Raw genomic sequence first — 26,592 nt, 5'->3', positions numbered from 1 at the left:
CACCACCATCGCGCTGCAGGGAGCACGACATGGACCAGCACATCGATCGACGGCGCTTCATGACGCTCGGACTCGCCGGAGCCGCGACGACCGCCCTCGGCGCGACGGCGATCCCGGACGGCTCGGCACAGGCCGTGACCGGAGCTGCGGCGCCGACCGCTGCGCCCGTGCTGCTCGCCGCCGACGAGTTCGACGGCCCGACCGGCAGCGCGCCGAACCCCGGGATCTGGCGGTACGACCTGGGTTCCGGCGGCTGGGGCAACGCGGAGCTGCAGACCTACACGGACTCGCGGCGGAACGCGGCGCTCGACGGTGCCGGCAACCTCGTGATCACCGCACGCCGCGAGGCCGACGGGTCGTACTCATCGGCCCGGCTGAAGTCCGAGAGCACCTACACCGCGCAGTACGGCCGCATCGAGGCGCGGATCCGCATCCCCCGCGGCCAGGGCATCTGGCCGGCGTTCTGGATGCTCGGCGCGGACATCGGGCAGGTCGGCTGGCCGGCGTGCGGGGAGATCGACGTCATGGAGAACGTCGGGTACGAGCCGGGGATCGTGCACGGAACGGTGCACGGGCCCGGGTACTCCGGCGCGCAGGGCATCTCGGCGGCGTACACGAACGCGTCCGGAGCAGCGTTCGCCGACGACTTCCACGTGTACGGGGTCGACTGGCGCCCCAGCTCGATCACCTGGACGGTCGACGGTGTCGCGTACCGGACGGTCACCCGGGCCGACGTCGGCTCGGCTCCGTGGGTGTTCGACAAGCCGTTCTTCGTGATCCTCAACGTCGCGGTCGGCGGGAACTGGCCGGGTTCGCCCGACGCCTCGACACGGTTCCCGCAGCAGATGACCATCGACTGGCTGCGGGTCCACCAGAACGCCTAGCCGGGGATCGCCGAAGCGGACGAGCGTCAGGGACGGCGGTTCGCCCGGGCGACGAGCCACAGGTACGTGCTGTGCCCGACCAGGGCGAGTCCGAAGAACACCGCGGCGACCGCGTAGACCCGGTCGAGCTTGCCCTGCCCGATCACGAGCATCACGACGCAGAACGCGACGGCGATCGCGAGGACACCGACCTGCACGGTCGACCAGATCCGTCGGAAGCGCGGCATGCCCGTCTCGTTCACACCACCCATTCTGCCCGATGCCGTCAGTGCTTCTCCGGGTCGTGGCCCCAGTTCATGAGCGAGTACCGCCAGGGGGTGTCGTGCACGTCGCCGTCAGGACGCTGCTCCGAGTGCCGGGCGACGTAGCCGACGACCTCCGCATGTGCGCCAGGTCGTCGTCGGTGCGGTCGGCCTTGTGCTTCTCGAGGATGCGGACGATGTGCCGACCGCTCTCGTGCCCGGTCGACTCGCCGCCGCCCGAGGGCTTCTGCCCGACGGACTTCGACTCGTCGGTGTCGAGCCACTTCCGCAGCTCGGTGGCGGTCATGTTCACCGTCTCGTCGAAGTCGGCCCGGGTCTGCTCGTCGTCGTGCTCGCTCATGCGGTCGAGACAACCCGACGGTGCTGGACGACTGCGCAGGGCGGGCCGGGTCAGATGGGAATGGAACGGCCCCGCCCGGTGTCGAACACTCCACCGACCACGAAGGAGCCCACCATGAGCCTCGACCTCCACAAGAGCACCGGCGCCGGAACAGTCACCGACGAGCTCGCCTGCCTGCCGAAGCCGGTCCTGCCCACCCTGCACGACGAGCGCACCCCGTCCTTCGGTCGCTGGCTCGGACAGATCAACCACACCGACTGACCCACCGTCGGGAGCGACGGCACGCACGGTCCGCCGACGGCCCGGCCCCTCGCCGCGCACTGCTACCGTGCACCCATGTCCTGGGGCCGGCGGTACTACGCGCTGCAAGCCGTCGGTGGAGCGGCCTGGTGGATCGCCGTCGCGACGCTGCCCTGGATCCGCACGGCGACGCTCGGCTCGCTCGACCCGGTGCTCGTCGCCGTGTTCGACGTTCCGCTGTTCGTCGTCGCCTCGGCGCTCGCCGCCGCCGGTGTCCGGGCCGCCGCGGTGGTCACGACGGTGTGGACCGCCCTGGTGCTCGTCGCCCTGAGCGTCTGGGCCACCGTGACCGGCGAGGCCGGCTGGGGCGTGCTCGTCATGCTCGCCGCGACGATCGGCTCGGTCCTCGCGCTCGCCCTCGTCCTGCTCGGACGGGTCCCGACGGAGTGGGTGACGAGCGGTCCGCTGCGGATCCGGACCGCTGACGCCGCGGCCCCGCGCTCCCGGCACGTCACCGCGACCGTGCTGCAGATCGTCGTCTTCTGGGGCCTGTTCCTCGGGGTGCTCCCCCTGCTCATCGCGTTCGCCGAGCAGCGCTGGGGCCTGCACCCGGACCTGCCCGCACCCTTCGTCACCACCCTCACCGTCGTCGGTGTGGTCGTACTCCTGCTGGCCAGCGCGCTCGGCATCGCGTCGGCAGCGGCGATGTCGACGAAGGGCGAGGGCACGCCGCTGCCCTCGGCCACCGCGAACCGCCTGGTGGTCGCCGGGCCGTACCGGTCGGTGCGGAACCCGATGGCCCTGGCCGGCATCACGCAGGGCGTCGCCGTCGGGCTGCTGCTGTCGTCGTGGCTGGTCGTCGTCTACGCGGTCGCCGGTTCCGTGGTCTGGAACTGCATCGTCCGCCCGCTCGAGGAATCGGACCTGGCGGAACGGTTCGGCGACGACTTCCGCCGCTACGCCGAGCAGGTCCGGTGCTGGGTGCCGCGGTGGCCGGTGCCGGCGCGCGTGGGTTCGCTGCCGCTCAGCTCGTCGCGCCGCTGATGTTGACCAGCCACGACACCCCGTGGCGGTCGGTCAGCATGCCGAAGGTGTCGCCCCAGGGCGCGGTGGTGAGTGGTTCGACGATCGTCGCGCCCTGGGCCAGGCCGTTCCACCACCGTGTCAGCAGCTCGTGGTCGTCACCGCTGAGCGACAGCGAGATGCTGCTCTCCGCCGGTGTCGGCATGCCGGACGGCGCGTCCGAGGCCATCAGGAGCAGGCCCTGGTCGCCGTCGAGCTGCCCGTGCATCACCTTGTCGGCGTCGGCGGGGTCCAGGCTCATGCCGGCTTCACCGAACGTGCCGATGGTGAGCGTCCCGCCGAAGACCGAGTGGTAGAACTCGAGCGCTTCGCGGGCGCCGCTCCGGAACCCGAGGTAGGGGTTGAGGCGAACGGTCATGACGGTCTCCCTCGTCCTGCGCGGGCGTCGTCGTCCGCGTCGTGATCATGCTGGCAGAGTGCGCGACCCCGCGGAAGGAGACGCCGTCGTCTTCGTTCGGCGCCGCCAGGTCGTCGAGACGCCTCCACATTCGGCGGCGTCTCGACGACGGCACGGCGTCGCAGCAACACACCGGCGTGTTCGAAGCAGCACCAACGCCGGACGGGAGGCGCGTGACGGCGCCGCCACGGGCCTCCATGCCGTCACACGGCGGAGTCCACCACCGGCGGTCGCGCGGACGGGGCGAGCTCACGGATCCGCTTCGCGGGGACGCCGGCGTAGACGCCGTGCGCCGCCAGGCGGCCGACGACCACGGCGCCGGCGGCGACCACGACGTCGTGCTCGATGTGGGCGCCCGGCAGGATCGTGGCGCGGCCGCCGATCCAGACGTGCTCCTCGACGACCACCGGGCGGCCGGTCGCGACGTCGCTCCACCGGCCCTCGGCGTCGATCTCGTGGTGGCTCGTCATGATGAGCACCTGCATCCCGATCGCGGTGTTCGCACCGATCGTCACGGGGGCCACGGCCTCGACGGTCACGTTGCGGTTGCAGAAGACGCCCCGGCCGATGGTGAGGTGCTTCGGGTCACCCGTCAGCGAGAACCCGGTCCCCACACCGGACTCGGCGCGTGCCCCGGCGGCACGGAGCAGCAGCCGCCGGACGATCCGGGGCAGCAGCGGGGATCCGAGCAGTGCCGTGAAGACGAAGTGCTCACGGGCGTAGGAGGCGTCCTCGACGAGCCGACGGCCGAACGTCGACGGATCGGTCGTCGGCGGGACGGCCGTGGTCGGGACGGGTGGTGCTGCTGAGCCGGCCATGGGGTCTCCAGTCGTCGTGGCTGCGTGTCCGTGCAGCGCAAACGTAGGGCGACGATCGTCGGCGATCGGCCGGACGGCGGGCGGTTGCGGGATTCTTGCGGGCCCGCGCGGCTGCTCGCTAGGCGCGGGCGCCGTCCCGCGCGGTGGACGCCGTCTGCCGGGGCAGCTCGCCGAACTCCTCGCGGTAGCTCCCCGCGAACCGGCCGAGGTGGGCGAACCCGGTGGCCCGGGCGATCTCGGCGATGCTCCGCCCGTCGCCCGACTCGAGCTGTTCGCGGGCGAGCAGCAGCCGGATGCGACGCAGGTACATGGTCGGGGTGATGCCGTGGTGTCGCTGGAACGCCGCCTGCACGCCGCGCACGCTCAGGCCGGCGGCCTCGGCGACGTCGTCGACGGTGATCTGCTCGGTGGCGTGCTCGAGCAGGAAGGTCTCGGCACGGGCGAAGCGGGCGGTGGCGGCCATCGCCGGCTCGTGCTGCCCGACGGGCCAGTGCGGGATCGCGGTGAGCAGCCCACCGGCGGCGAAGCGCGCGAGCTCCCGCTCGCGTTCGACCGGGACGGCGTCCGGTCCGGCCAGGACCTCTTGTGCGATGGACCGCACCATGAGCCACCAGGCAGCGAGCGGCGCGCCCTCGGGGACGTGCCGCGGACGGAACTCGATGGGACCCGGGGCCCAGTCGCCGCGCTCGGCCGCGACCTGTTCGACGATCGAGCGGTCGATCCGCAGGACGTCCTTGTTGCAGGCGATCCAGCGGAAGCGCTGGGGCCCCTGACGGAAGAGCGTCGGCCGGCCGATCTTCACGGTGTTCTCGTCGAGCTGGGCGACCCCGGACTTCATCCAGAAGATCATCATCGCGTCGCCGGGCTCGATCGTGCCGCTCAGGACCCCGGTGCAGCGGGTCGACTCGAGCGACAGCAGCGCCGTTCCGCGCACGCGCTCCTCGAACACGAACTCGGCGTCCGTCGGTTCGACCGACAGTCCGTGGGTGATGTGCGTCCGGGCCATCGCCTCGGCCGCCACCGACGGCTCGGCGGTCTGGATCTCCCGCAGCAGGCGGTGCATGGTCTCGGGCACGTGATGATCCTGACGACAAGTCGGCGTCGGCGCAACGAGCGACGCGCCGTGTTCCTGTACGGCGGCCAGCAACGGCGCTGTTGGCTGTGCAGATGGAGGCCCGGACATGAAGCAGATCCAGTACGACCGTTCCACGATCTTGACGAGCGACGACGTGGCCGATGCCGTGATCGAGTACGCCGCGGCCCTGGCCGGTGGCAACCGGGCGGACACCGTCGCGATCCCCTCGGTGGCGACGGACGGCACCATGACGACCACCAAGGTCCTCATCGGTCCGTCGAGTCAGCTCGTGGTCGAGGACGCCGAGGAGGACGAACTCGAGCGCGAGGACACGGTGTTCGTGGCACGGCTGCGGGCCGCCGCGCTGACGTTCGAGCACGACGAGGTGATCCACGCGGACACCCGGACGGACCTGACCGAGGGGCCGGTGGCGTAGGGGCGCCGGCTCAGCGCCCGAAGTCCGGCGGCGACGCGTTGGTGTCGACGGCGAGCGCGGCCTCGGTGCGCCGGTCGAGTTCGAGCAGGAACGCCTCGCCCTCGGGTTCGAGGTCGTCGTCCGGAGCAGGCTCGAGGGCGACCGGGATCGCCGGGGCCAGGAGCACCTCGATCGTGCTCGCCACCCCGAAGTCGTCGGCCGTCGGGATTGACACGACGTCGCTCAGCCGGCTCTGGTGCAGTGCGGCGGCGTACCGGATCACCGCGTCGGCGATCGTGTCGCTCGTCAGGACACGGACCGTGCCCGCGTAGTTCACGTACTTCAACGTTGCTCCCTGGTGAAGAGGAGCTTCCGTCGCGGTGACGGTTCCCTGATCCGGTGCCACGGTAGGCCGCCGTCGTGCCGGGTACACATCTTCGGGCACCGAACGGGGTACGCCGTGACCCTGGACAGGCGTTCAGTGGCGCCCGCCCAGCATCGGGGACGTCCAGGGAAACCGACCACAGGGAGAGACATGACCGAGCAGCAGCAGCCCCCGGGGAGCGACCAGGAACTCACCCCGAAGGCCGACCACGGCGAGGAGTCGTACCGCGGCTCCGGCAAGCTCACCGGCAAGCGCGCCGTCATCACCGGCGGGGACAGCGGCATCGGGAAGGCCGTCGCGATCGCGTTCGCGCGCGAGGGCGCTGACGTCCTGATCAGCTACCTGCCGGAAGAGGAGGACGACGCGCAGGACACGAAGCGCTGGATCGAGGAAGCCGGTCGGAAGGCCGTGCTGTTCCCGGGCGACGTGAGCGATCCCGCGTACTGCCGATCCGTCATCGACCAGGCGGTCTCGGAACTCGGCGGGCTCGACGTCCTCGTGAACAACGCCGCCTACCAGATGACCCACGAGACGATCGAGGAGATCAGCGACGAGGAGTGGGACCACACCCTCGCGACGAACCTCAGCGCCTACTTCCACCTCGTCAAGGCCGCGCTGCCGCACCTCGGCCCGGGGTCGTCGATCATCGGGTCGAGCTCGGTCAACTCCGACAACCCGAAGCCGAACCTGGCGCCCTACGACGTCACGAAGGCCGGCGTCGCGAACCTGTCGGCCGCGCTGGCGCAGCTGCTCGGGGAACGCGGGATCCGCGTGAACAGCGTCGCCCCCGGTCCGATCTGGACGCCGCTGATCCCGTCGACGATGCCGCCGGAGCAGGTCGAGCAGTTCGGCAAGCAGTCGCCGCTCGGCCGTCCCGGCCAGCCGGCCGAACTCGCGCCCGTCTACGTGCTGCTCGCCAGTGACGACGGCAGCTACGTCTCCGGCGCGCGGGTCGCCGTCACCGGCGGCACCCCGATCCTGTGACGGGACGCCGGTCCGGCAACGGGACCAGGTGACGGACGGGAGGCCCGGGGCACGACGTGCGCCGGGCCTCCCGTCCGTCGTCGGGGGACGCTCCTGGCTGAACCGCCGCCCACCGGGGCCGGCCTACGTTCAGGGCCATGTCCACGCGAGCGAAGACCGTCACGGCGCTGTTCGGCGCCGCCACCGTAGCCCTCCTGCTAACCGCCTGCGACCCCGGCGGAGCGCAGAACATCAACCCCGTCGGCAAGGTCCCCGGCTCCGAGGAGAAGTCGCAGTCGGCCCAGTGCGACGTGGCCGCCAGCGCCGCCGTCGACATGATCGACAAGGCGGTCGGTTCGCACGACACCACCGAGTTCGCGAACATCCAGAAGGGTGACGGCGGCTGGTACCTCGGTGCCGCCATCGTCCCCGCGGACAGCAACGACTCGAACGACGACGAGGTCACCATCTGGGCGACCACCGCCGACCCCACGGCCGACGACTTCGACGGCCCGCTGTACGCCGTGAACGACGTCGCCAAGCAGGCCGTCGCCGACGAGACGACCACCACCTCGGATGCGCCGACGCCGTTCGCCGACGACTCGAAGGCCGCCGAGCAGGTCGAGAGCTGCGTCGTCGAGGCGTCCGACCGCTAGTCGTCGGACACCGCGTAGTGGCCGATCAGTCCTCGGGCTGGTCGGCCACTTCCACGTCCTACGCGGCGCCCGAGGTCGGGGACCCGCCGTCCGCTCGACGACAGCGGGAAGGTGCGAGGACGTCTGCCACGAGTTCGGGTCAGGAGCAGACGTCCTCGCGCTACGACGCCGTCGGGTTCGACGCGGTGGTCATGACGAGGCCAGCCCGGGAACGGGGGGTCGGGCACCCGCCGATAGGGTCCGGCGGGGTAGCTTCCGGAGACTGTACGTCGACCACGGCTCAGACGTGTCCATGTTCCGCAGGAACCGGACAGTGCCCGACCGTCCGCCGCGCGCCCGGCTGGGCGTCCGCCCGGGGACTCGTGAAGGCCCGCTCAGCAGCGCCGCAGTTCACTAGACGATCGTCTTCTGAACGCCTACGGTTCCCAGCACCCCGTTCCGCTCCCGAACCGTGAGAGACCGCATGCGCAGCCCCCGCCAGACCACCGTGCTCGAGACCGGCCGCTGACGTGGCCGCGGCGAAGGCGACCGTCCTGCTCGTGAGCGACTTCCCCCTGTCGGCGATGCGGGGTGAACGCGCCGCGTTGGTCGAGCAGGCGAAGGCCTTCGCGGAGTCCGGTCACGTCGTCTGGGTGGCGACTCCGCGCTCGAGCGAGACCGCAGAGCTGCGGAAGCACGGCGTCCGCCTGTTCGAGGTCGAACCGTCGATCAGCGCGCCGGAGAGCGACCTGCCGGTGGTCCGCAACTCGGTCCGTGTCCGCCGGTGCCTCGGCACGCTGATGCTCGAGGAACGGATCGACCTCGTCGTCACCCACTCGGACTTCGGCCTCGCCGCGGCGGCGCTGACCACGGCGCGCTCCCTCGAGCTGCCGACGATCCACACCGTGCACGGCTCGGCGCCGGTCCGGGGCCGGACCGCGGCGGCGATGGCGCCCCTCGCACGGCACGCGCACCGTGTGGTGACCGGGATCCGGCCCACACGGCACCGCTTCACGGGGCACCCCATGGACGACGCTCGCCGCAACATGGCCGTGGCCGTCTCCGGGGCGGCCGACGTCGTCGTCACCCCGACGACGCGGCAGGCCCGTGTCCTCCGCGAGGCCGGCGTCGGCCCGGTCCACGTCGTGCCCAACGCACTCGGCCGTCGGCCGGTCGAACCGCCGCCGGCGCCGGAACTCGGCCCGCTCCGGCTCGTCTGGGCGTCGCGGTTCACCCCGGACAAGCGCCTCGACGTCCTCCTCAACGCGATCCGGCTGGTGGAGATCCGGCTCGGGGCACACGCCGTGCGGGTCGACGTCGCCGGCGGGACCGTTCCCCCGACCCGCACGCCGGTGTCGGTCCGTGTCCACGGCCGCCTGTCGTCGCAGGCCGTCCACGACCTGCTGCTGTGCGGGCACGCGGCGGTGGTCTGCTCGCTCGAGCACGACGGCCAGCCGATGACCGCGCTCGAGGCGTTCCGGGACCACCGTCCGGTCATCGTGTCCGACATCCGCCTGGCGAGCGAGTTCGGCTCCGCCGCCGTCCTGACCGACGACGAGACCGCGTTCGGGCTCGCCACGACGATCATCGAACTCGCCTCGGACCGGACGCTGCTGCGGCCGCACACCGCCGCCGCCATCGAGCACGCGCGGCTCGCGACGGCGGAGCGGCACACCGATCAGGTCCTCCGGCTGGTCGCCGGCAGCTGCCGGCCCTGAGTGACGGCTCCCCCGTGAGCGCACACCGCCCTGGGCGCACCACGGGACGGACTGGAGGCGCGGTGCGGGCCCGCCCCGGGCCTCCAGTCCGCAGGCGGTCGAGCAAGGAGAACGCCCCGATGAGGAGGGGGGATCTCATCGGGGCGTTCCGTTCGTGGGGCCGCGTCAGGCGGCGAGGCGCGCAGCGAGCGCGGTGGCGCGGGACCGGAGGTCCGCGTAGGTGGCCTCGTACGCGTCCGGCGTGCCGACGCGCGAGGGGTTCGGCAGCGACCAGTGCAGGCTGTCGCCGTCGTCGATCGACTCGTGCGCGCGGTCGCAGACCGTGACGACCAGGTCGCCGTCGGCGACGAGGTCGCGGAAGGCACGCGGGACGTGGTCGCCGAGGTCCAGGCCGTGGCGTTCCCCGACGGCGACCGCCCCGGGGGCGATGGCGGCCGCGGGACGCGTCCCGCCGGACAGCGAGCCGATCTCGCTGACCTGCGCCCAGACGCCGGCCGCCAGCGGGGAGCGCGCGGAGTTGCCGGTGCAGACGAACAGCACGCGGGACACCGGGCCCGACACCGCCGCCGAACCGTGCGGGACGCCGCTCGGCTCGAGGTGCAGGTAGCTGCGGCGCCCGTCGCCGTCGGAGCGGCGTCGCGTGACCAGACCGGCCTGCTCGAGGACGCGCAGGTGGTGCGCCAGGAGCGGCCCGGAGATCCCGAGGGCGGCCCGCACCTCGCTCGGGCTGGCGTCGGACGCGGCGAGCAGGTCGACGATCGCCAGGCGGGCGACGTCGCCGAGGGCCGCGTGCTGCGCCGCACGCCGCTCGAGGTCCTGCCGCCCGGTGTTCATCGGTTCAATGTTGACTGAACCATCTGCCGTCGTCAAGATGAGCCGGTGACGACGAGCCCTGAGCCCCTGCGGTCATCCGCGGCATCGGTGTTCCTGGTGTTCCTGCGGCTCGGGCTGACCTCGTTCGGCGGGCCGGTCGCACACCTCGGGTACTTCCGTGAAGCCTTCGTGGTGCGTCGCCGCTGGCTGCGGGACGACGCCTACGCCGACCTCGTCGCGCTGTGCCAGTTCCTGCCCGGACCGGCGTCGAGCCAGGTCGGGATGGCCCTCGGGCTGCAGCGCGCCGGACTGCTCGGGCTCCTCGCGGCGTGGTGCGGGTTCACCCTGCCGTCCGCGGTGCTGCTCGTCGCGTTCGCCCTGCTCGTGTCCGGCACGCCCGACCTGGCCGGCGCCGGGTGGCTGCTCGGGCTGCAGGCAGCCGCCGCGGCGGTGGTGGCGCAGGCGGTGCTCGGCATGGCGCGCTCGCTCACACCGGACCGCCGTCGGGCGACCATCGCGGCCGCCGCCGCGATCGTGGTGCTGCTCGTCCCCGGACCGGGGCCGCAGGTCGCGGTCATCGCGGCGTGCGGTGTGGTCGGCGTGCTGTGGCTCGGTCGGGTGGTCGACCCGGTCGAGGACGTCGGAGACACCGAGGACATCGCCGGCGCCGAGGTCGCCGTGCGCCTCCCCCGCTGGGTCGCCGTGTCGGCGCTCGTCGCGTTCGCCGCCCTGCTCGTCGCGGCACCCGTCGCCGCGAGCGGCACCGGGGCCGTTCGCCTGTTCGGGGTCTTCGCGCAGGCGGGCTCGCTCGTCTTCGGCGGCGGCCACGTCGTCCTGCCGCTGCTCGAGTCACAGACCGTGGCCACGCACCTGGTGGGCCACGCGGACTTCCTGGCCGGGTACGGTGCCGCACAGGCCGTGCCCGGGCCGCTCTTCACCTTCGCCGCCTACCTCGGCGCCGTCGCCGACGGCAGTCCGAGCGGGCTCCTCGGCGCGGCGGTGGCACTCGTCGCGATCTTCCTGCCTGCGGCACTCCTGGTCATCGGCGCCCTGCCGTTCTGGCACGTGCTCCGCGCCCTGCCGTGGGCCCGGCGCGTGCTGGCCGGCGTGAACGCGGGGGTCGTCGGGCTCCTCGCCGCGGCGCTCTGGGACCCGGTCATCACCGAGGGGGTCCGCTCGGCACCCGCACTGGCGCTCGCCGTGGCCGCCTTCACCGCCCTCACCCGCTGGTCCGCTCCCCCGTGGGCCGTCGTCATCGGAGCCGGCCTGCTCGGCGCCGTCGTCCTCTGATCGGAGCACCCCGCATGCCCACCGTCCTGTTCGTCTGCGTCCACAACGCCGGCCGCTCCCAGATGGCCGCCGGCTTCCTGCAGCACCTGGCGGGTGGCCGCGTCGACGTCCGGAGCGCCGGCTCCGAACCGGCCGACCAGCTCAACCCCGTGGTCGTCGCAGCGATGCTCGAGGAGGGCATCGACATCCGGAGCGAGCAGCCGGCCCTGCTCAGCACCGATGCCGTCCGTGCCGCCGACGTCGTCATCACGATGGGGTGCGGGGACGCCTGCCCGGTGTTCCCGGGCAAGCGCTACGAGGACTGGGAGCTCCCCGACCCCGCGGGGCTCGACCTGGACGCCGTCCGGCCGATCCGCGACGACGTGCGCGCACGGGTGCAGGACCTCATCGCCCGGACCGCTCCCTGACGCGGTCGAGCAGGCGGTCGACGAGCTGCTCACGCCACGGGACCGACGACCAGACGTGGTCCGCACCCTCGACCGCGGTGAACGTCGCCCCGCTGAGCAGTTCGCCGTAGCGCCGGCCGTACTCGACCGGGACGATCTCGTCGGCAGTGCCGTGCAGCACGTCGACCGGCCCGTCGTACCCGCGTGCCTGGGCGTAGACGTCGAGTCCGTCCCGGACCTCGTCGACGAACCCGCGCCCGAGGGCGGTCCCACCGAAGTCGAACCAGCCGCGGTCACGGACGGGTGCGAGCGGCTGCCCCTGGATGGTGTCGTGCACGGCGATGTCGTCGACCACGACCCCTGCGGGCGACCACAGGGTCAGGCTCCGGACCAGGTCGGGGACCCTCGCCGCCGCCATCGCCGACTCGACGGCGCCCAGGCTGTGGGCGACGACGTCGATCGGTGCCCCCTGGTCGTCCGAGAACGCCCGGATCATCGTGACGACCTGCTCGACCTCGTCGCCGATCGAGATGTCCGCGAACCGTCCGTCGCTCGTGCCGTGCCCGAGACGGTCGTAGGAGCGGACCGTCAGACCGGTGTCGGTCAGGGCGGTCGCGGCCTGCACGAAGAGCTGGCGCGGACCGATCGACGAGTCACCGAACCCGTGCACGAACAGCACCGAGCCACCGGCAGCCGAGGGTGCCGAGGGTGCCGACGCCGACGCCGACGCCGGGCGGTACTCCCACCCCCGGAGCGCCCCGCCCCGGTGCTCGAGCCGGATGCTCGTCAGGGCACGCTCCAGCGGGCGTTCCGCGGTCATGCTCAGTTGCTCCGGTCGGCGAACCCGGCCGGCAGGTCGGCGGGCGCAGTGTCGACGACGGTCTCGTCGTCCTGGCCGACGAACTCGAACAGGGTGATGTGGGCGAACTCGGGGACGACGTAGATCGGGTAGGTGGGGCCGGCGTCGCGGTACTCGCGCATCCGGTCCAGGTGGTCGTTCTGGAACAGCACGGTCTTGCTGCCGTCCTCCTCGACCCAGTGCGGGAAGAAGATCGTGCCGTGCAGCACGCGCTCCCCCGGCACCACGGTCACGACGACGCTCGTGCCGGTCGGCTCGTTCCACGACACCTTGTAGACGCCGGCGGTGAGCACAACGAGGTCGACCTGCTGGTCCTTGACCCAGCGCCCGCCGACCATGCCGGAGTGGATGCGGTAGTCGATGGTGGTGGCGTTCTTGACGTACATCTCGTACTGCCAGCCGTTGGCGTACGTGTAGATGAACCGGTGTCCGACGATGCCGGAGAGGTCCTGCGACGGGACGGGCTGTGCGACTGAGGTGGTGATCGTCATGCACCCATCCTGCGCCAAACATAGTTTTGTTGCAAACCTTTTTCGAGGACCTAAGCTGAGGACATGGGCAGCGAGCACGACACCGCAGGACTCCGGGACATCGCCCGGCGGCTCAGCGACCAGGTCGGCCCGTTCCGCCGCACCCTGCTGAACGCATCACGCCGTGACGGTGCACTGCCGGAACTGCCTGACGCCCAGATCGAGGTCCTGCGACGACTCGACGAGGCCGGATGGCTCACGCCGACGGCGCTCGGCCGGTCCCTCGGCCTCGCCCGCTCCACGGTCAGCAACCTCGTCACCGCGATGGAACGCGGCGGGCTCGTCCACCGGCGGCTCGCCACCGGTGACGGCCGCAGCACCGAGATCGCCCTGACCGAGCTCGCGTCCGAGCGGCTCCGGGTCTACGACGCCTCGGCCGAGCACGTCCTGGTCGGCGCGCTCGAACGCCTGGGCCCGGACGGGGTCGACGCGCTGCGCGCCGCGCTGCCCGTGCTCGCCGAGCTCCGTCTGGCCATCGACGAGCCCGGAGCGTAGGGATCGGCTGACAGTGCGCGTGAGCCGTCCCACAGGTCCGGACCGTCGATCACCAGCGGGAACGGGTCACCCTGGCAGCGCGTGCACAGGCCACCCTGGAGGCGCGCACCGCGACTGAGAAGCCGGTCACGGTCGCAGCGCGCGGCGGCTCCAGGGCGCACGGCGGCCCCCAGGGACCGGTTCCATCGTTCTGCCGTGCAGACGACATCACTTCTCCCCATCATCGCCAAGGCGTGTGCGGTGGCAGCTCCGGTCGCCATCGCTGTGTCGCTCGTGGCCGGTCCGGCCGTGGCGGCACCCCTCCACACCTCCACCTCCGACACCTCCACCTCCGCGCACCACACGGTGGACCGTGCGGCGCGGACGACCTCGGGTGGCACGGCGGTCTCGCGGCTCGACCGTCGCGCCGAGCAGCGCAACGAGGCCACGGTCCGGCACCTGTTCCGGTGCGCGTTCCGGTCCCCCGCGTCCGCGAAGGCCCGTGCGGCTGCACGGACCGCCGTCGCGACCGGTGCCGTCGCCCACGGTGCGACGAGCGCCACGGGTCCGTCCGCGTTGCTCGCCGAGTTCACCGCCGACCGCTCCCGGGTGCCCGGCGCCCACGCCGTGATCAAGCACATCGCCGGTGACGCGGACCTGGTGGCCGTGCACTGGCAGATCACCGCGAAGCCGAAGGACGAACGCACCGGTGACGCCGCCGTCGACCTGTTCCGCATGCGCGACGGGCGCATCAGCGAGTGGTGGGCACTCCGTCAGACGGTGCCGACGGGGACCCCGGCCAGCGGCAACACGAACAGCATGTTCAGCGACTTGTACCCGGCCGCGAAGCGTGACCGTCACCTGACCGAGCGGCAGGAGGAGCACAACCGGGTGCTCGCCGTGACGGCGTACAACCGGCTGTTCCGCGACCACGACGTGTCCGTCCTCGACGAGAAGTTCGACCCGGCGTACCTGCAGCACAACTCGGTCGCCGCGAACGGCACGGCCGCGCTCAAGCAGTTCTTCGCCGGCAGCGCCGCGCAGAGCCTGCCGAAGCAGGAGTCCGTCATCTCGCTCGCCGACGGCGACCTGGTGTGGACGTTCTCGAAGCCGGTCGGAGCGAAGGCCGACGCCCCGTTCGGCGCGGCCGACCTGTTCCGGGTCGACCACAACCTGATCCGCGAGCACTGGGACGTCGTCCCGACGAGCTGAGGCACGACGGAGCCGCGCGTCTCAGGACGCGCGGCTCCGTCGTGCCCGCTCCTTGATCGCGGTGATGACGGCGGTCTTCGCCTCGGCGTAGGCGTTCATGTCGTCCCAACTCCGGTCGAGCAGCTCCCGCTTCGTCCGTTCGTACAGCGCGCGGTCGTCGGCATCGGCGCGCAGGTGGTCCCGGAGGAGCAGGTACTCGTCGACCGCCGTCGCGCCCCGCCCGTAGACGTGCACGTGGACGTCGCGGGCCGGCGTCCGGACCAGGCGGTGGCCCGGCTCGCGGACGCGCAGCTCGTACCCGGCGGCGAGGAGCTGGTCGAGGTACGTGGCCTCGGCGGTGATGTCGGCGACGACGACCACGATGTCGACGATGGGTTTTGCTGCCAGGCCGGGGACGGCCGTGGAGCCGATGTGCTCGACGACCGGAGCGTCCGCGCCGGAGCCGGGGAGGGCCTCCAGGATGCGTCGCCGGTGGTCCGCGAAGACCGCAGCCCACGCGGTGTCGGCGGGGTGCAGGGTCACGGTGACCGGTTCCGGGCCGCCGATGATCTCGACGGTCGTGACGTCCGGGCGGGTGTGGTCCTCGTCGTGGTGCACCCGGACATGATCGCAGCCCGTGGTCGTGGTCGCCGGCGCGGTCGCGGTCGCCGTCGTCGGTCGCGTCAGAGCTTCGCGGGGAACGCCGATCCGCGGCCGATGACGGTGAGGAGCGCCGCGACCGCCCCGAACACGATCATCACCACGGCGAGCACCAGCCCGTCGAAGGCCGTCAGCAGGGCGGCCCCGAACAGGCCGGCCGCGAAGATCGCGATGTTGAACGCGACCGGCAGGAACGCGCTCGCGACGTCGGCGTCCTCGCCGCCGGCGGTCGTCAGGGCGGCCTGCAGCTGCGTGGAGGAACCGCCGAAGCCGATGCCCCACAGGCCCGCGGCCACCAGGACCGCGACCGGCGACGTGTGGCCGACGAGCAGCACCACGCCGGCCAGGACGAACAGGCCGACGCTGCCGTGCAGCAGGGGTCGGGGGTGCCGGTCGAGCAGCGCGCCCGTCACGACGACGCCGAGGATCGCGGCGATCCCGTAGACGAGCAGCACCAGCCCGGCGCTCAGGTCGGTGCCGGTCGCCCGCAGGTACGGCGAGATGTACGTGTAGATCGTGTTGTGCGCCACCATCCACGTCGCGATCACGGCGAGGATGACCGCGATGCCGCGGATCCGGAACACCTTCACGACGGACAGCTTCGCGGCGCTCGTCTGCCCCGGGGCGTCCGGCACGAACAGCGCGATCAGCGCCAGGACCACCACGCCGACCAGGCTCAGCCCGATGAACGACGACCGCCAGCCCAGGGCGTTGCCGATGAAGGACCCGAGCGGGGTGCCCAGCGCGAACCCCACCGGCGCGCCCGTCGAGACGATCGCGAGCGACACCCCGGCGAAGCGGGCCGGGCTGATCCGCCGCGCGTAGGTGGCGAACATGCCCCAGATCGTCCCCGACATCGCGCCGGCGACGAACCGGGTGACCAGTGCGACCGCGACGTTCGGGGCGAACGCGGTCAGGGTGTTCGCGACGAGGAGCACGGCGGTGGCGGCGACGATGAGCGGCTTGCGGCGGAACCCGCGGGTCAGGGCGATCGCCGGGACCGTGGCGATGACCGTCCCCATCGCGTACGCGCTGACGAACAGGCCGACCGTGCCCTCGCTCGTGCCCATGCCATCGGCGATCGCGGGCAGCAGCCCGGCCGGCATCGTCTCCATGGCGACCAGGAGGAACCCGATCGCGGCGAGCAGGGCGAGCGGGAACCAGGGCAGTCGACCGTCGTTGGCCCGGTCGGTCGTGGGGAGGTCGGAGGTCGTCGTGGTCACGGACCGACGGTAGGGGCATGGTCCGGCGGACAGGGAGGTTCGGCTGGACCCCGTTTCGCCGGAGCCTCACTGGGCGGGTGGTGGTGGGGCTTCGATGGTGGTGTCCACGAACAGAGGGAGCCCCGATGCCCGTCCGCACCAGACGCCGTCCCGCCGTGGGTCCGCACGTCGCGCTGGGTCCGCTCGCGCTGGCTCCGGTCGTCGCGCTGGTGGTGGGGGCGCTCGCCGGGTGCAGCGGCGTCGACCGCGCGGAGCCGCCTGCGTCGGCGCCGGCATCGGCGGCCGCGACTGCGACTGCGACTGCAGCTCCCACGATCACCACCCCGACGGAGGCCGACCCCGTGCACATCACCATCGAGCTCGACGGCGAGACCCTGACCGGCCGGTTGACGGACAGCGCGACGGCGCGCGCGCTGGCCGCCCGGCTGCCGGCGACGCTGACCTTCGCCGACTACGGCGGGCAGGAGCAGATCGCCCGGCTCCCCGCGCCGCTCGACACCACCGGCGCCCCGAGTACGAGCGATGCGCCGGCGGGCACCATCGCGTACTACGTGCCCGACCAGTCGATCGTCCTGTACTACACGGACGTCGGCAGCTTCCCGGGGATCGTGCCGATCGGCACCGTCGACGACTTCGGAGCGGTGCGCGACCTGCCGTCCGGCGCCGCCACCATCCGAGTGCGCGGCTGACGGGCGTCCGCCCCTTCCCGCGTCCCTGCCTCGCCTCGCGTCCCTGCCTCGCCTCGCGTCCCTTCCACCGAACAGGAACCACACCCCATGACCGGAACCAGCACCTTCCTCATCACCGGCACGACCCGCGGGATGGGCACCGACTTCGCCCGGACCGCCCTCGACGCCGGGCACCGGGTCGTGGCGACCGGACGCGACCCCGAGCGGGTCCGCGCCGTCCTCGGCGACCACGAGCGCCTGCTCGCCGTCGCGCTCGACGTGACCGACCCCGAGTCGGTCCGAGCAGCAGTCGACGCCGCGACCCACCGCTTCGGCGGCGTCGACGTCCTGGTGAACAACGCCGGGAGCTTCCAGGCCGGGTACTTCGAGGAGATCTCGACCGAGCAGTTCCGCGCGCAGATGGAGACGAACTTCTTCGGAGCGCTCGCGGTGACGCGTGCGGTGCTCCCGGTCATGCGACGGCAGCGCTCCGGGCACGTCGTCAGCATCAGCTCCAGCGCTGGCATCGTCGCCGGCGCCGGCGGGAGCGCCTACTCGGCGTCGAAGTTCGCGCTCGAGGGCTGGATGGAGGCCCTGCACGACGAGGTGGCGCCCTTCGGCATCCACACCACCGTGGTCGAGCCCGGCTTCTTCCGCACCGACCTGCTGGCCGAGGGCGACTCGACCTTCTGGGGCGACGTCGCGATCGACGACTACGCCCCGCTCTCGGCCGGGTCGAAGGAGTTCTTCCGCGGCATGCGGGGCAACCAGTCCGGCGACCCCGCGAAGCTCGCGCAGGTGCTGCTGACGCTGATCGCGATGCCCGAGCCGCCGCTGCGGTTCGCCGCCGGCGCGGACAGCGTGGCGGGGATCGTGCAGAAGGGACAACAGCTCGTCGAGCAGGCGCAGGCGTTCCCCGAGCTGTCGACGACGCTCAACCTGGATGTGTGACGACTGCCCCTTGCCACCGTCGGCTACGGGTATTAGCCTTTGAGTTACTACCCGTAGCCGAAGGAGCCACGTCATGCTCGAACACCTGGACACCGAGGGCGGCACGATCGCCTACGACCTCTCCGGAACAGGGCCGCTCGTGGTCCTCGCCCACGGCATGGGCGACAGCCGGCACTCCTACCGTTTCGTCGTACCGGAGCTCGTCGCGGCCGGCTACCGGGTGGCGAACGTCGACCTCCGCGGCTGCGGCGACTCGAGCACCGGGTGGGACGGCTACCAGCGCACCGACATCGCACGTGACCTCGTCGCCGTGGCCCGCCACCTCGGTGGCCCGGCCGTGGTCGTCGGGCAGTCCATCAGCGGGGGCGCGGCGACGATCGCCGCGGCGACCGCACCGGACCTGCTCGCGGGCATCGTCGAGCTGGCGCCGTTCACGCGCAAGCAGTCCGTCGACGTGGGCGGACTCCTGCGCAACCGCCGACACCGCGCCGGCACCGTCCAGCTCGCGCGGGTCATGACGAGCGGCAGCCTGCCCGGCTGGCTCGCGTACCTCGACATCGCGGTCCCCGCCAAGCCCTCCGACTGGGCGACGGAGCGCAGCCGGATCGAGACGACCCTGCGGCGACCGGAGCGGATGGCGGCCCTCCGCGCCATGACCCGCACGTCGCCCGCCGACGCCGGCGAGCAGCTGGGTGCCGTCCGGTGCCCCGTGCTGGTCGTCGAGGGCAGCGCCGATCCGGACTGGGCCGTGCCCCGCGCCGAGGGCGAGCGGATCCTCGCCGACCTGCCGGACGGCCTCGGCGAACTCGCCGTGATCGACGGCGCCGGCCATTACCCCCACACCGAGACGCCGGCGGCGCTCCTCGCCCTGCTGCTGCCGTTCCTCGCCCGCACGCTGCCCGTCGCAGGTCCCGTTGCCTAGGGCGGGGCTCGACCCGGCGACCGTCACCGAGGCCGCGGCGACGCTGGCCGACGAGATCGGTCTGGCCCAGCTGAGCATGAGCCTCGTCGCCGACCGCCTCGGGGTGAAGGCACCGTCGCTGTACAAGCACGTCGACGGACTCGGCGACCTCACCCGCAGGATCGCGATCCTCGGCGCGAACGAGCTCGGTGACGCGCTCCGCGACGCCATGCAGGGGCGCAGCGGTCGGAGTGCGCTCGAGGCGGCGGTGCAGACCGTGCGCCGGAGCGTCCAGGAGCACCCGGCGCGGTACCAGGCAGCCGTCGGCGTCCGGCCGACCGGTGCCGATGACCCCCTGGCGGTCGCACTCGGCCGCACCCTGGCGTCCTTCGCCGCGGCGCTCCGCGACTACCCGCTCGACCCGGCCGACGAGGTCCACGCGCTCCGGGTGCTCCGCAGCGTCCTGCACGGGTTCGCCACGATCGAGGCGTCCGGCGGGTTCCAGATGGACACCGACGTCGATGCGAGTGCAGCGTGGATGGTCGACTTCCTGGATCGCGGCTTCCGTGCCGCGACGACACGGTGACCGTCACCACGGCGGCGCGCCCGCCGAGGCCCGTCGGTCACGACCCGCTCCGTGGCGGCCTCCGGTTCCTGGCGGAGCTCGTCGCGTGGGTGGGCGTGCCGTGGGCGCTCTGGCCCCACTCGCCGGTGCTCGCGATCACCGCCGTCCTGGTCCTCGTCGTGCCGCCGGCGGTGTTCGGGACCCCGGGTGACCGCCCCGGAGGCGATCCGCCGGTCGCGGCACCGGGAGCGGTCACCATCGCGTCGGTCCTCGCGCACCTCGTCGGGGCGGTCGCTGCAGCCTGGGTCCTGTGGCCGACGGCGGTCGCGATCGTCGTCACCGCGCTGTGCGTCGCCGTCGTCGTCTCGGAACAGCCGCGGTGGCGCGCGCTGGTCGGACGCGGGCGCTGAGCCGTTCGTAGGCTGACGCCATGGCAGCAGCAGACGAGACCGGTCCGTTCTGGCACGGCACCGTGGCAGCCCTGCGGCCCGGGGAGTTCCTCTCCCCCGGTTTCCGCTCGAACTACCGCCCCGACGTCGTGATGAACCACGTCTACTTCACGGCGACCCGCGACGGAGCGGGGCTCGCGGCCGAACTCGCGGCCGAGCTCGTGCCCGGCGACCGCGAGCCGCGTGTGTACCGCGTCGAGCCGACCGGTCCCTTCGAGGACGACCCGAACGTGACCGACAAGAAGTTCCCCGGCAACCCGACCCGGTCGTACCGCAGTGCCCTCCCGCTCCGCGTGGTCGGCGAGGAGACCGGGTGGACACGGCTCACCCCGGAGGCGTTGCGCCAGTGGCGGGAACGGCTCGTCGCGCTCCCGCCCGAGGAACGCGGCGAGATCGTCAACTGACCGGCGTCAGGCCGCGATGATGTTCGGGGCGAACCGGTGTCCGAACCAGGTCGTCGGTCAGCGCAGACGATCGTCTGGCGAACCGGTAGCGTGTGCGGTGGCGGCAGCCGCCGCACACCGTCCACGAAGGGGCCGACCATGCCGCGGAGCACCGATCGGGTCCGGGCGTCTCCGATCATCCTCGCCGTGGGGATCGCTGCGCTCGCCGTCGCCCTCGCCCTGCCCGCGCCGTCACCGACCACGCCGGGTCCCGAGACGATCGACCTCGGCGCATCCGGCGCACTCGGCGCCGCACTCGGGGCACCGACCGTGACGAGTGGCGCACACCGGTTCGCGATCCGCCCACCACGGACGGTCGGCACCAGCGGAGTCGTCAGGGTGCGGTTCGCCGGGCTGGGCACCCCCGGTGCCGTCGTGGTCGTCCACTACGGCAGCCCCGGGGACGACTCCGGGAACGAGCGCGTCGCGGAGATCGAGCCGGGCAGCAGCGCCGTCGGCCCGACCGGCCGGTTCGCCTTCACGGCGGCGCTGCCCGAGCTGCCCCGTGGAGCCGACCGGGCGTCCTGGAGCGCCCGCCTGATCGACCCCGCGTCACTGGACGTCCTCGGCCGCGTCGAGGGCGTTCACCTCGTCGAGCACACCGAGCACTGACCACCGATCCACGGCCGGCACGATGAGAGGGCGCGCAGGGTGCTGGCTCCCGCCTCGTCCTGCGGTTACGTTCGCTAGACGAACGTCTGGCCAGCAGTCAGCGGCGAGACCTGACCTCGAGGAGCCCCCGTGTCGACACCCCACCGCACCCCGTCATCCCGACCCGCGTCCATCGCACTCGGGGCCGCACTGCTCCTGACCTTCGGCCTCGCCGGCTGCTCCACGGCCGGATCCGCAGCGCCATCACCCTCTCCGTCCCCCGCCGCGCAGGGCGACGCTCCCGCGACGACCGACTCGTCACCGTCGGTCGACGTGACCGTCGCCGCGACGACACTCGGCAAGGTCGTCGTCGACGGCAAGGGCATGACCGCCTACTACTTCGACGCCGACGTCAAGGACTCCGGGAAGAGCACCTGCACCGGTGGCTGCGCGACCGCGTGGCCCGCGATCGAGGCGACGACCACGACACCGAAGGTGTCCGGCATCACCGGCAAGGTCGGCACCATCACGGGCGTGGACGGCGGACGGCAGATCACGATCGACGGCCGACCGATCTACACCTTCATCGGGGACAAGAAGGCCGGTGACGTGACGGGTCAGGGCGACAAGGGCGTCTGGTACGTCGTGAACCCGGACGGCTCCGAGCAGAAGAAGTAGGCGGGGCACCCCGGCGGGACGGCAGGGATGCCACGCCCGCCGGGGTCAGTCCTCGGGCTCGGCCGGGTGCCCGCCCACGCGCACGGGCTCCACCTGCTCGAGCAACGCGTGCACACCCGGCAGACCGAGCCCGGTGAACAGCGCCGCCCACAGGTCCCGGAGCTGCCCCTCGGTGTCCCGCGTCAGCCGGGCGCTCGTCCGGGCCCACATCACCCCGAAGGTCGACGTCAGCACGAGGTCCGCCGCACGTGCCCACTCGGGGTCGGTGGCCGGTCCGGTGCCACCGCTCGAAGCCGACAGGTGCCGACGGACGTAGTCGTCCCACGTGAAGACCCGTGGAATCACCTCCCCCGCACCGCGGAGTTCGTGACTCAGGCGGATCGCCCCGGCAGCCACCGGACACCGTATGGCGTCGGAACAGGCGGACGTGAGCATGACGAGCAGGTGTTCGAGCCCCTCAGGCTGCCGGATCAGCGAGTCGATCGCCGCCCAGCGCGCCTGCTGCCGCTCGATGACCGCGAAGGCGAGTTCGTGCTTGGACGAGAACACGTGGTAGCCGATCGCCGACTTCGGGCGGTCCATCGCGGCGGCGACCCGTGCGAACGAGGTCCCCGCGTAGCCGTGGCTCGCGAACACCGCCGCCGCAGCCTCGATGATCTGCTCGCGGGTCCGGGTCTTCGCCTGCTGCCGCTGGTTCATCGCACTCCTCGGTCGGGTCTTGGTTCATCATACGAACGTCTGACCAGGAGTCGGCAGCGGTCCCACCGGGCGCAATGCCTCTGATCCCCTCAGCTTCAGGATTTCGCTAGACGATCGTCTGGCGCGTTGTTAGCGTTCACGCACACCGGGCCACCCTGGCCCGTCCCCCCACGAAGCGAGGAGTCCCCATGCGTTCGACCCCGTCCACCCACCGCTCCCCGTCGGTCCGCCGACTGACCGTGCTCGCGACGTGCGTCACCCTCGGCGGTGCGCTCGCCGCCGGCGTCCTGGTCCCCGCGCAGGCCGGAGCCGCCACGATCTCCCACACGGCGCACGCCACACCCACCTCGACCCGGGCTGCGGCCGTGGCGTTCACCGCGAAGACCCACGGCGGGCCCGACCGGAAGAGCTTCACCGGCATCACCTTCGCCGGGACCGGGAAGCCCGGGACCCTGGTCATCGTCTACTACGACGCACCGGGCAAGCCGCGGGGCCTGTTCAACAAGCACATCGCCGAGGTCACCTCGGGCGACGACGTCGTCAGCGCCAGCGGCCACTACCGCTTCACCGCAGCGTTCCCGGACCTGCCGCGCGGCACCACGACACTGCACTGGCACGCCCGTCTCAGCGACCCGGACACCCTGTCGGTGATCGGACGCGTCAACGGCACCCGCACGCTCGGCTGACCCGTGACCCGCCACGCGCAACCGGCGCTCGTCCGCTCCCTGGCCGTCGCGGTGTCACTTGCCGCCGTCGTCGGGGCCACCCTCACCGGGGCTCCGTCGGCCTCGGCCACCACGAACAACCCCGACCGGGTCGCAGCGCCGATCATCGCCGGCACCGAGGTCGGTGTCCCCGGCGGGTCCTGCACGGTCGGTGCCGTGCTGTCCGCCAAGGGCTTCCGGAGCCAGCGCAAGCAGTACCAGCGAGCGACCCGTTGGGTGGTGCTCGCGAAGCACTGCGCGCCGCTGCAGGCACCCGTGCAGCTCGCCGGCGCGACCGTCGGCAACGTGGTCTGGCAGTCCGCGGACTCGGACCTCGAACTCGCCGTCGTCCCGCCCCTGGCGTGCACCCGGGCGCGGACGGCGACCGGGTCGTGCGACCGATCGGTCGCGACCTGGACACCCCGGGCATCGGGTCGTGTGTTCAACCGGGTGGACGGGGGCCTGGTACGCGCCGCCGTCACCGGCATCGGCAAGCCAGATGCCGATCCCTTCTGCACCAGCGGGGCGGCGAGCGGGCTGCACTGCTCCTGGACGGCCACACGCGTGCCGGCAGGGAGCCATCCCGGCGTGCAGCACCTCGCCGCCGCCAGCGCCGGCGCTGGCATCGAGCCGGGCGACGCCGGCGGACCGGTGATGAGCGCCACGAACCGGTTGTACGGGATCATCTCGAGCAGCACGACGAGCACTACGGGTTCGACGGTGCTGCTCTACACGCCCGCCCGGCAGGTCCTCACCGAGCTGTTCCGGTACCGGCTGGCCCCGGCGTCCTGAGCCGCTGGGTGGGCGACTGAGCGCTGCCTCATGACCCGGACACGCCCCGGCCACCTCGCCGCCACACCGCCGACGACCCGCGCCGCGATCCTGCGGGGAGCCGGACGCCACCACGTCCGGCTCCCCCCGACCCCCGGGTCCTGATCAGATCGAGGTTGCCCCGTGTCCCCGCTCCGCCGCTCCCCACTCACCCACTCCCCACGCACCCGTTCGCCGCGCACCACCCGCGTCGCAGCGACCGCCCTCGCCGGCTTGGCCGTCGTCGCCTCCGCCGCGTTCTCCGTCACGGCAGCCCACGCCGACGACGCCCTGCAGCCGGCGCTCACCGCCGCCGACCACCCGATCACCGACGTCCCCGGGCTGGTCAACGGCCGTGAACTCGCCGCGGTCCACGGACGGTCGGGGCAGACCGTGAACGCCCCGCGCCTGATCCGCTCCGAGTCTCTCGACAAGATCACCCCCGCCGGGGCCACGACCCTGGCCGACGAGTACCACGTCGACCTCGTCGTCGACCTGCGCACCCCGTCCCAGATCGCCGCGAAGCCGGACGTCGCGATCCCGGGTGCACGCCACGTCGACATCTCGATGTTCGGCGCCGACGGCGACTACAGCGACGACACCGCGATGTACCACGACCTGGTCGACAAGGGCCGGGTCGACCAGGCGACATCCGGGTCGATGATCACCGCGTACCGCCGCGTGCTGCGGATCCTCGCCACGCACACCAGCGGCACGGTCCTGATCCACTGCTCCCACGGCATGGACCGCACCGGCACCGTCGTGGACCTACTCGACCGGGTCCTCGGCGTGGACAGCGCGGACATCCTGCACGACTACCTGCTCTCGAACACGCAGCTCGGGGTGACCTGGGCGACCCCGCAGCTGCTGCAGGGCACCTTCGAGCAGGACATCGCGACCGAGTACGGCGGCATGGGCTCGTACCTGACCGACACGATCGGCGTGACCAAGCACGAGGCTGCCGCCCTGCGCGAGCGTTTCCTGGTGTCGAACGACCCCACCGTGTCCTCGATCACGGTCGCCGGCGTGCGTGTCCACCTGCCTGCCGCTGCCTCGTCGCACGGTGCGACCGTGACCGCTCCGGTCCGGACGCTGCGCGCTGCGGACGTCCACGTGCACACGACGAACCCGAACGCGGCCGCCGCTGTGCACGTGTCCGGCCGGACGGCACGCATCACGGTCACCGCCCAGGACGGCACCACGAAGGAGGAGTACCGCCTGACGCTCCGTCGCCCGGCGACGGAGCGCTAGCCCGGCACCCACGCCGACCGCCCGCGGCCAGCGCCGGGCGGCCGGCGTGACCAACTGTTCACCACCACCGTCGCCCGGTCCGGGCGTCCCTCCGGCTACCGTGACACTCGTGCAGTCCTCCAGACAACGGCGCCCGCGGTGACCGGACACCCCACCGTCCCGACCATCCACGACGTCGCCGCCCTGGCCGGTGTGTCGAAGTCGGTCGTCTCCCGCGCCCTCGCCGGCGCGTACGGCGTGGCTCCGTCAACGACCGAACGGGTCAAGCGGGCCGCGCTCGACCTCGGCTACGTCGCGAACGCGAACGCCCGCGGCATGTCGGCACACCGCACGCACACGCTCGGGGTGTTCGTCCGCGACGCCTCCACCCCCTTCTACGGACACCTGCTGACCGCGTTCCAGCTGCAGGCCGCGGCGCGCGGGTACCGCGTCGTCACCGCCACGGGTGCGGGGTCGTTCCCGGTCAGCGAGGAACGCCGGGCGCTCGAGACCCTGGTCTCCCTGCGCGTCGAGGGGCTCATCGTCTGCAGCGGCGCCCTGCCGATCGCCGACGTGCTGCCGTTCGCCCGACGCATCCCGACGGTGGTCTCCGGGCGCCCCGAGACGAACGATGCGGTGAGCAGCGCGTACTGCGACGAGCGCGGCGGCGGACGCGGGCTCGCCGACCACGTCGCCGACCTCGGACACCGACGCGTCGCCGTGCTGACGGTCACACCGTCCGGGTCACTGACGCAGTCGGCACGCACCGACGCGATGGTGCGCCGCCTGCGTGCACGCGGCGCCGAGGTGCTCCGGATCCGCTCCGAGGACCACGGAGCAGACCCCGAGGACCTCGACTCGTTCGTCGAGCAGGTCCTGCGGGCCGGAGGTGTCACGGCGATCATGGCACCGAGCGACCGCTGGGCCGTCGGTGTGCTCGAGTCGATGCGCCGCCGCGGCCTCCGCGCACCGGACGACCTGTCGGTCACGGGCTACGACGGGGTCGCCCCACTCGCCACCGAGCTGCTCGGCATCACCTCGTGGCGACAGCCGCTCGGCCTGATCGGTCGTCTGTCCGTCGACGACGTGGTCGACCAGATCGACGGCCGCTCGACGGGCGTGACCCACAACGCGGTCGACGGCAGCCTGGTACCGGGCCGGACCGCCGCCCGGGTCTGACCCCCTGGCAGAACGCACCCCTGGCCCGCCCGGCCCGCTCCCCAGCCGCGACGTTCGGTCGTTCGAGAGTCCGAGTGACGAT

General features: G+C 72.4%; 35 protein-coding genes. 23 read left to right on the top strand and 12 right to left on the bottom strand.

Annotated elements, in window-relative coordinates:
• Positions 1-29 precede the first annotated feature (29 nt).
• Positions 30-884: a glycoside hydrolase family 16 protein gene (locus DEJ11_RS08135; RefSeq protein WP_111103988.1), complete on the top strand. Its 855-nt coding sequence runs from the start codon at positions 30-32 to the stop codon at positions 882-884.
• Positions 885-910: 26 nt separating this feature from the next.
• Here the strand turns inward: DEJ11_RS08135 and DEJ11_RS08130 are convergent, their stop codons facing one another.
• The gene (locus DEJ11_RS08130) at positions 911-1,111 is read right to left on the bottom strand and encodes a hypothetical protein (RefSeq protein WP_111110269.1); all 201 of its coding nucleotides are present in this window, start codon (positions 1,109-1,111) and stop codon (positions 911-913) included.
• 67 nt (positions 1,112-1,178) lie between these two features.
• Complete coding sequence (locus DEJ11_RS08125; RefSeq protein WP_349775177.1) at positions 1,179-1,487, bottom strand: DUF3140 domain-containing protein; 309 nt, start codon at positions 1,485-1,487, stop codon at positions 1,179-1,181.
• A 114-nt stretch (positions 1,488-1,601) separates the two neighbouring features.
• On the opposite strand from DEJ11_RS08125, the gene DEJ11_RS08120 reads away from it, so the two are divergent.
• On the top strand, positions 1,602-1,748 hold the full coding sequence (locus DEJ11_RS08120) for a hypothetical protein (RefSeq protein WP_181440856.1): 147 nt from the start codon (positions 1,602-1,604) through the stop codon (positions 1,746-1,748).
• 75 nt (positions 1,749-1,823) lie between these two features.
• Positions 1,824-2,771, top strand: coding sequence for a methyltransferase family protein (locus DEJ11_RS08115; RefSeq protein WP_111103899.1), 948 nt, complete (start codon positions 1,824-1,826; stop codon positions 2,769-2,771).
• Here DEJ11_RS08115 and DEJ11_RS08110 read toward each other — a convergent pair.
• The 3 genes from DEJ11_RS08110 to DEJ11_RS08100 all read right to left on the bottom strand — a co-directional run bounded on the left by DEJ11_RS08110 (position 2,752) and on the right by DEJ11_RS08100 (position 5,100).
• Positions 2,752-3,168, bottom strand: a complete 417-nt coding sequence (locus DEJ11_RS08110; RefSeq protein WP_111103901.1) for a VOC family protein — start codon at positions 3,166-3,168, stop codon at positions 2,752-2,754. The two genes, DEJ11_RS08115 and DEJ11_RS08110, sit on opposite strands and share 20 nt — an antisense overlap.
• 242 nt (positions 3,169-3,410) lie before the next feature.
• Complete coding sequence (locus tag DEJ11_RS08105) at positions 3,411-4,025, bottom strand: DapH/DapD/GlmU-related protein (protein WP_111103903.1); 615 nt, start codon at positions 4,023-4,025, stop codon at positions 3,411-3,413.
• 118 nt (positions 4,026-4,143) lie between these two features.
• Positions 4,144-5,100, bottom strand: coding sequence for an AraC family transcriptional regulator (locus DEJ11_RS08100; protein WP_181433108.1), 957 nt, complete (start codon positions 5,098-5,100; stop codon positions 4,144-4,146).
• A 106-nt stretch (positions 5,101-5,206) separates the two neighbouring features.
• Here DEJ11_RS08100 and DEJ11_RS08095 point away from each other — a divergent pair, with 106 nt between their 5' ends.
• Positions 5,207-5,536 (top strand): hypothetical protein, encoded by a 330-nt coding sequence (locus DEJ11_RS08095; protein ID WP_071405284.1) that lies wholly within the window; start codon positions 5,207-5,209, stop codon positions 5,534-5,536.
• A gap of 10 nt (positions 5,537-5,546) precedes the next feature.
• Here the strand turns inward: DEJ11_RS08095 and DEJ11_RS08090 are convergent, their stop codons facing one another.
• Positions 5,547-5,861, bottom strand: coding sequence for a hypothetical protein (locus tag DEJ11_RS08090; RefSeq protein WP_146250071.1), 315 nt, complete (start codon positions 5,859-5,861; stop codon positions 5,547-5,549).
• 189 nt (positions 5,862-6,050) lie between these two features.
• Here DEJ11_RS08090 and DEJ11_RS08085 point away from each other — a divergent pair, with 189 nt between their 5' ends.
• The 3 genes from DEJ11_RS08085 to DEJ11_RS08075 all read left to right on the top strand — a co-directional run bounded on the left by DEJ11_RS08085 (position 6,051) and on the right by DEJ11_RS08075 (position 9,216).
• Entirely contained in the window at positions 6,051-6,884 is an 834-nt protein-coding gene (locus DEJ11_RS08085) for an SDR family oxidoreductase (protein WP_071405286.1), read from the top strand.
• A 137-nt stretch (positions 6,885-7,021) separates the two neighbouring features.
• Complete coding sequence (locus DEJ11_RS08080; RefSeq protein ID WP_110863897.1) at positions 7,022-7,519, top strand: hypothetical protein; 498 nt, start codon at positions 7,022-7,024, stop codon at positions 7,517-7,519.
• 539 nt (positions 7,520-8,058) lie between these two features.
• On the top strand, positions 8,059-9,216 hold the full coding sequence (locus DEJ11_RS08075) for a glycosyltransferase family 4 protein (RefSeq protein ID WP_146245064.1): 1,158 nt from the start codon (positions 8,059-8,061) through the stop codon (positions 9,214-9,216).
• A 165-nt stretch (positions 9,217-9,381) separates the two neighbouring features.
• Here the strand turns inward: DEJ11_RS08075 and DEJ11_RS08070 are convergent, their stop codons facing one another.
• Entirely contained in the window at positions 9,382-10,050 is a 669-nt protein-coding gene (locus DEJ11_RS08070) for an arsenate reductase/protein-tyrosine-phosphatase family protein (RefSeq protein ID WP_111103907.1), read from the bottom strand.
• A 45-nt stretch (positions 10,051-10,095) separates the two neighbouring features.
• On the opposite strand from DEJ11_RS08070, the gene chrA reads away from it, so the two are divergent.
• A complete protein-coding gene (chrA, locus tag DEJ11_RS08065; RefSeq protein ID WP_111103909.1) occupies positions 10,096-11,319 on the top strand; it encodes a chromate efflux transporter in 1,224 nt (407 codons plus the stop codon).
• Between the two features lie 14 nt (positions 11,320-11,333).
• A complete protein-coding gene (locus DEJ11_RS08060; RefSeq protein ID WP_027465394.1) occupies positions 11,334-11,726 on the top strand; it encodes an arsenate reductase ArsC in 393 nt (130 codons plus the stop codon).
• On the opposite strand, the gene DEJ11_RS08055 is transcribed toward DEJ11_RS08060, so the two are convergent.
• Both DEJ11_RS08055 and DEJ11_RS08050 read right to left on the bottom strand, forming a co-directional pair.
• Positions 11,704-12,525 carry an alpha/beta hydrolase gene (locus tag DEJ11_RS08055; protein WP_111103911.1) on the bottom strand — a complete coding sequence of 274 codons (822 nt, stop codon included), beginning with the start codon at positions 12,523-12,525 and terminating at the stop codon, positions 11,704-11,706. The genes DEJ11_RS08060 and DEJ11_RS08055 overlap by 23 nt on opposite strands.
• Positions 12,526-12,527: 2 nt before the next feature.
• Positions 12,528-13,055 carry a phenolic acid decarboxylase gene (locus tag DEJ11_RS08050; protein ID WP_017885669.1) on the bottom strand — a complete coding sequence of 176 codons (528 nt, stop codon included), beginning with the start codon at positions 13,053-13,055 and terminating at the stop codon, positions 12,528-12,530.
• A gap of 63 nt (positions 13,056-13,118) precedes the next feature.
• Here DEJ11_RS08050 and DEJ11_RS08045 point away from each other — a divergent pair, with 63 nt between their 5' ends.
• Together DEJ11_RS08045 and DEJ11_RS08040 are read left to right on the top strand one after the other, a co-directional pair.
• Complete coding sequence (locus tag DEJ11_RS08045; RefSeq protein ID WP_017885670.1) at positions 13,119-13,589, top strand: MarR family winged helix-turn-helix transcriptional regulator; 471 nt, start codon at positions 13,119-13,121, stop codon at positions 13,587-13,589.
• A gap of 240 nt (positions 13,590-13,829) precedes the next feature.
• Positions 13,830-14,780, top strand: a complete 951-nt coding sequence (locus DEJ11_RS08040) for a nuclear transport factor 2 family protein (RefSeq protein WP_111103913.1) — start codon at positions 13,830-13,832, stop codon at positions 14,778-14,780.
• 21 nt (positions 14,781-14,801) lie between these two features.
• Here DEJ11_RS08040 and DEJ11_RS08035 read toward each other — a convergent pair whose 3' ends face one another.
• A complete protein-coding gene (locus tag DEJ11_RS08035; protein ID WP_111103915.1) occupies positions 14,802-15,377 on the bottom strand; it encodes a GrpB family protein in 576 nt (191 codons plus the stop codon).
• A 65-nt stretch (positions 15,378-15,442) separates the two neighbouring features.
• On the bottom strand, positions 15,443-16,642 hold the full coding sequence (locus DEJ11_RS08030; protein ID WP_258375439.1) for an MFS transporter: 1,200 nt from the start codon (positions 16,640-16,642) through the stop codon (positions 15,443-15,445).
• A gap of 125 nt (positions 16,643-16,767) precedes the next feature.
• Between DEJ11_RS08030 and DEJ11_RS08025 the strand changes: the two genes are divergently transcribed.
• From DEJ11_RS08025 to DEJ11_RS07990, 8 genes are all read left to right on the top strand, one after another.
• Positions 16,768-17,331: a cyclophilin-like fold protein gene (locus DEJ11_RS08025; protein WP_284176700.1), complete on the top strand. Its 564-nt coding sequence runs from the start codon at positions 16,768-16,770 to the stop codon at positions 17,329-17,331.
• An 87-nt stretch (positions 17,332-17,418) separates the two neighbouring features.
• Complete coding sequence (locus DEJ11_RS08020; protein ID WP_111103919.1) at positions 17,419-18,261, top strand: SDR family NAD(P)-dependent oxidoreductase; 843 nt, start codon at positions 17,419-17,421, stop codon at positions 18,259-18,261.
• Between the two features lie 73 nt (positions 18,262-18,334).
• Positions 18,335-19,183, top strand: a complete 849-nt coding sequence (locus DEJ11_RS08015; RefSeq protein ID WP_111030204.1) for an alpha/beta fold hydrolase — start codon at positions 18,335-18,337, stop codon at positions 19,181-19,183.
• Positions 19,176-19,748 carry a TetR/AcrR family transcriptional regulator gene (locus DEJ11_RS08010; protein WP_111022959.1) on the top strand — a complete coding sequence of 191 codons (573 nt, stop codon included), beginning with the start codon at positions 19,176-19,178 and terminating at the stop codon, positions 19,746-19,748. Before DEJ11_RS08015 ends, DEJ11_RS08010 begins: the two co-directional genes overlap by 8 nt.
• Positions 19,745-20,137 (top strand): hypothetical protein, encoded by a 393-nt coding sequence (locus DEJ11_RS08005; protein ID WP_111030205.1) that lies wholly within the window; start codon positions 19,745-19,747, stop codon positions 20,135-20,137. Before DEJ11_RS08010 ends, DEJ11_RS08005 begins: the two co-directional genes overlap by 4 nt.
• 20 nt (positions 20,138-20,157) lie before the next feature.
• Positions 20,158-20,580 (top strand): NAD(+)--rifampin ADP-ribosyltransferase, encoded by a 423-nt coding sequence (gene arr / locus DEJ11_RS08000; protein ID WP_071244431.1) that lies wholly within the window; start codon positions 20,158-20,160, stop codon positions 20,578-20,580.
• Between the two features lie 138 nt (positions 20,581-20,718).
• Positions 20,719-21,231 carry a hypothetical protein gene (locus DEJ11_RS07995; RefSeq protein ID WP_111103921.1) on the top strand — a complete coding sequence of 171 codons (513 nt, stop codon included), beginning with the start codon at positions 20,719-20,721 and terminating at the stop codon, positions 21,229-21,231.
• A gap of 129 nt (positions 21,232-21,360) precedes the next feature.
• The gene (locus DEJ11_RS07990; RefSeq protein WP_111030209.1) at positions 21,361-21,888 is read left to right on the top strand and encodes a COG4315 family predicted lipoprotein; all 528 of its coding nucleotides are present in this window, start codon (positions 21,361-21,363) and stop codon (positions 21,886-21,888) included.
• 45 nt (positions 21,889-21,933) lie between these two features.
• Here DEJ11_RS07990 and DEJ11_RS07985 read toward each other — a convergent pair whose 3' ends face one another.
• Positions 21,934-22,587: a TetR family transcriptional regulator gene (locus DEJ11_RS07985; RefSeq protein ID WP_111030210.1), complete on the bottom strand. Its 654-nt coding sequence runs from the start codon at positions 22,585-22,587 to the stop codon at positions 21,934-21,936.
• A gap of 188 nt (positions 22,588-22,775) precedes the next feature.
• On the opposite strand from DEJ11_RS07985, the gene DEJ11_RS07980 reads away from it, so the two are divergent.
• From DEJ11_RS07980 to DEJ11_RS07965, 4 genes are all read left to right on the top strand, one after another.
• A complete protein-coding gene (locus tag DEJ11_RS07980) occupies positions 22,776-23,273 on the top strand; it encodes a hypothetical protein (protein WP_111030211.1) in 498 nt (165 codons plus the stop codon).
• A gap of 3 nt (positions 23,274-23,276) precedes the next feature.
• Entirely contained in the window at positions 23,277-24,083 is an 807-nt protein-coding gene (locus tag DEJ11_RS07975; protein ID WP_111030212.1) for a trypsin-like serine protease, read from the top strand.
• 162 nt (positions 24,084-24,245) lie between these two features.
• A complete protein-coding gene (locus tag DEJ11_RS07970) occupies positions 24,246-25,352 on the top strand; it encodes a tyrosine-protein phosphatase (RefSeq protein WP_111103923.1) in 1,107 nt (368 codons plus the stop codon).
• A 138-nt stretch (positions 25,353-25,490) separates the two neighbouring features.
• Entirely contained in the window at positions 25,491-26,510 is a 1,020-nt protein-coding gene (locus tag DEJ11_RS07965) for a LacI family DNA-binding transcriptional regulator (protein WP_111103925.1), read from the top strand.
• Positions 26,511-26,592: the final 82 nt, after the last annotated feature.

This window comes from Curtobacterium sp. MCLR17_058 (genome assembly GCF_003234705.2).
In the GTDB taxonomy this organism is placed as follows: domain Bacteria; phylum Actinomycetota; class Actinomycetes; order Actinomycetales; family Microbacteriaceae; genus Curtobacterium; species Curtobacterium flaccumfaciens.
This window is presented reverse-complemented; position numbering and strand designations above follow the sequence as displayed.

Coding starts and splice junctions, on each gene's coding strand:
- DEJ11_RS08135 (WP_111103988.1), top strand. CDS start 30: ATGGACCAGCACATCGATCGACGGCGCTTCATGACGCTCGGACTCGCC.
- DEJ11_RS08130 (WP_111110269.1), bottom strand. CDS start 1,111: ATGCCGCGCTTCCGACGGATCTGGTCGACCGTGCAGGTCGGTGTCCTC.
- DEJ11_RS08125 (WP_349775177.1), bottom strand. CDS start 1,487: ATGAGCGAGCACGACGACGAGCAGACCCGGGCCGACTTCGACGAGACG.
- DEJ11_RS08120 (WP_181440856.1), top strand. CDS start 1,602: ATGAGCCTCGACCTCCACAAGAGCACCGGCGCCGGAACAGTCACCGAC.
- DEJ11_RS08115 (WP_111103899.1), top strand. CDS start 1,824: ATGTCCTGGGGCCGGCGGTACTACGCGCTGCAAGCCGTCGGTGGAGCG.
- DEJ11_RS08110 (WP_111103901.1), bottom strand. CDS start 3,168: ATGACCGTTCGCCTCAACCCCTACCTCGGGTTCCGGAGCGGCGCCCGC.
- DEJ11_RS08105 (WP_111103903.1), bottom strand. CDS start 4,025: ATGGCCGGCTCAGCAGCACCACCCGTCCCGACCACGGCCGTCCCGCCG.
- DEJ11_RS08095 (WP_071405284.1), top strand. CDS start 5,207: ATGAAGCAGATCCAGTACGACCGTTCCACGATCTTGACGAGCGACGAC.
- DEJ11_RS08085 (WP_071405286.1), top strand. CDS start 6,051: ATGACCGAGCAGCAGCAGCCCCCGGGGAGCGACCAGGAACTCACCCCG.
- DEJ11_RS08080 (WP_110863897.1), top strand. CDS start 7,022: ATGTCCACGCGAGCGAAGACCGTCACGGCGCTGTTCGGCGCCGCCACC.
- DEJ11_RS08070 (WP_111103907.1), bottom strand. CDS start 10,050: ATGAACACCGGGCGGCAGGACCTCGAGCGGCGTGCGGCGCAGCACGCG.
- DEJ11_RS08060 (WP_027465394.1), top strand. CDS start 11,334: ATGCCCACCGTCCTGTTCGTCTGCGTCCACAACGCCGGCCGCTCCCAG.
- DEJ11_RS08055 (WP_111103911.1), bottom strand. CDS start 12,525: ATGACCGCGGAACGCCCGCTGGAGCGTGCCCTGACGAGCATCCGGCTC.
- DEJ11_RS08050 (WP_017885669.1), bottom strand. CDS start 13,055: ATGACGATCACCACCTCAGTCGCACAGCCCGTCCCGTCGCAGGACCTC.
- DEJ11_RS08045 (WP_017885670.1), top strand. CDS start 13,119: ATGGGCAGCGAGCACGACACCGCAGGACTCCGGGACATCGCCCGGCGG.
- DEJ11_RS08025 (WP_284176700.1), top strand. CDS start 16,768: ATGCCCGTCCGCACCAGACGCCGTCCCGCCGTGGGTCCGCACGTCGCG.
- DEJ11_RS08020 (WP_111103919.1), top strand. CDS start 17,419: ATGACCGGAACCAGCACCTTCCTCATCACCGGCACGACCCGCGGGATG.
- DEJ11_RS08015 (WP_111030204.1), top strand. CDS start 18,335: ATGCTCGAACACCTGGACACCGAGGGCGGCACGATCGCCTACGACCTC.
- arr (WP_071244431.1), top strand. CDS start 20,158: ATGGCAGCAGCAGACGAGACCGGTCCGTTCTGGCACGGCACCGTGGCA.
- DEJ11_RS07995 (WP_111103921.1), top strand. CDS start 20,719: ATGCCGCGGAGCACCGATCGGGTCCGGGCGTCTCCGATCATCCTCGCC.
- DEJ11_RS07985 (WP_111030210.1), bottom strand. CDS start 22,587: ATGAACCAGCGGCAGCAGGCGAAGACCCGGACCCGCGAGCAGATCATC.
- DEJ11_RS07980 (WP_111030211.1), top strand. CDS start 22,776: ATGCGTTCGACCCCGTCCACCCACCGCTCCCCGTCGGTCCGCCGACTG.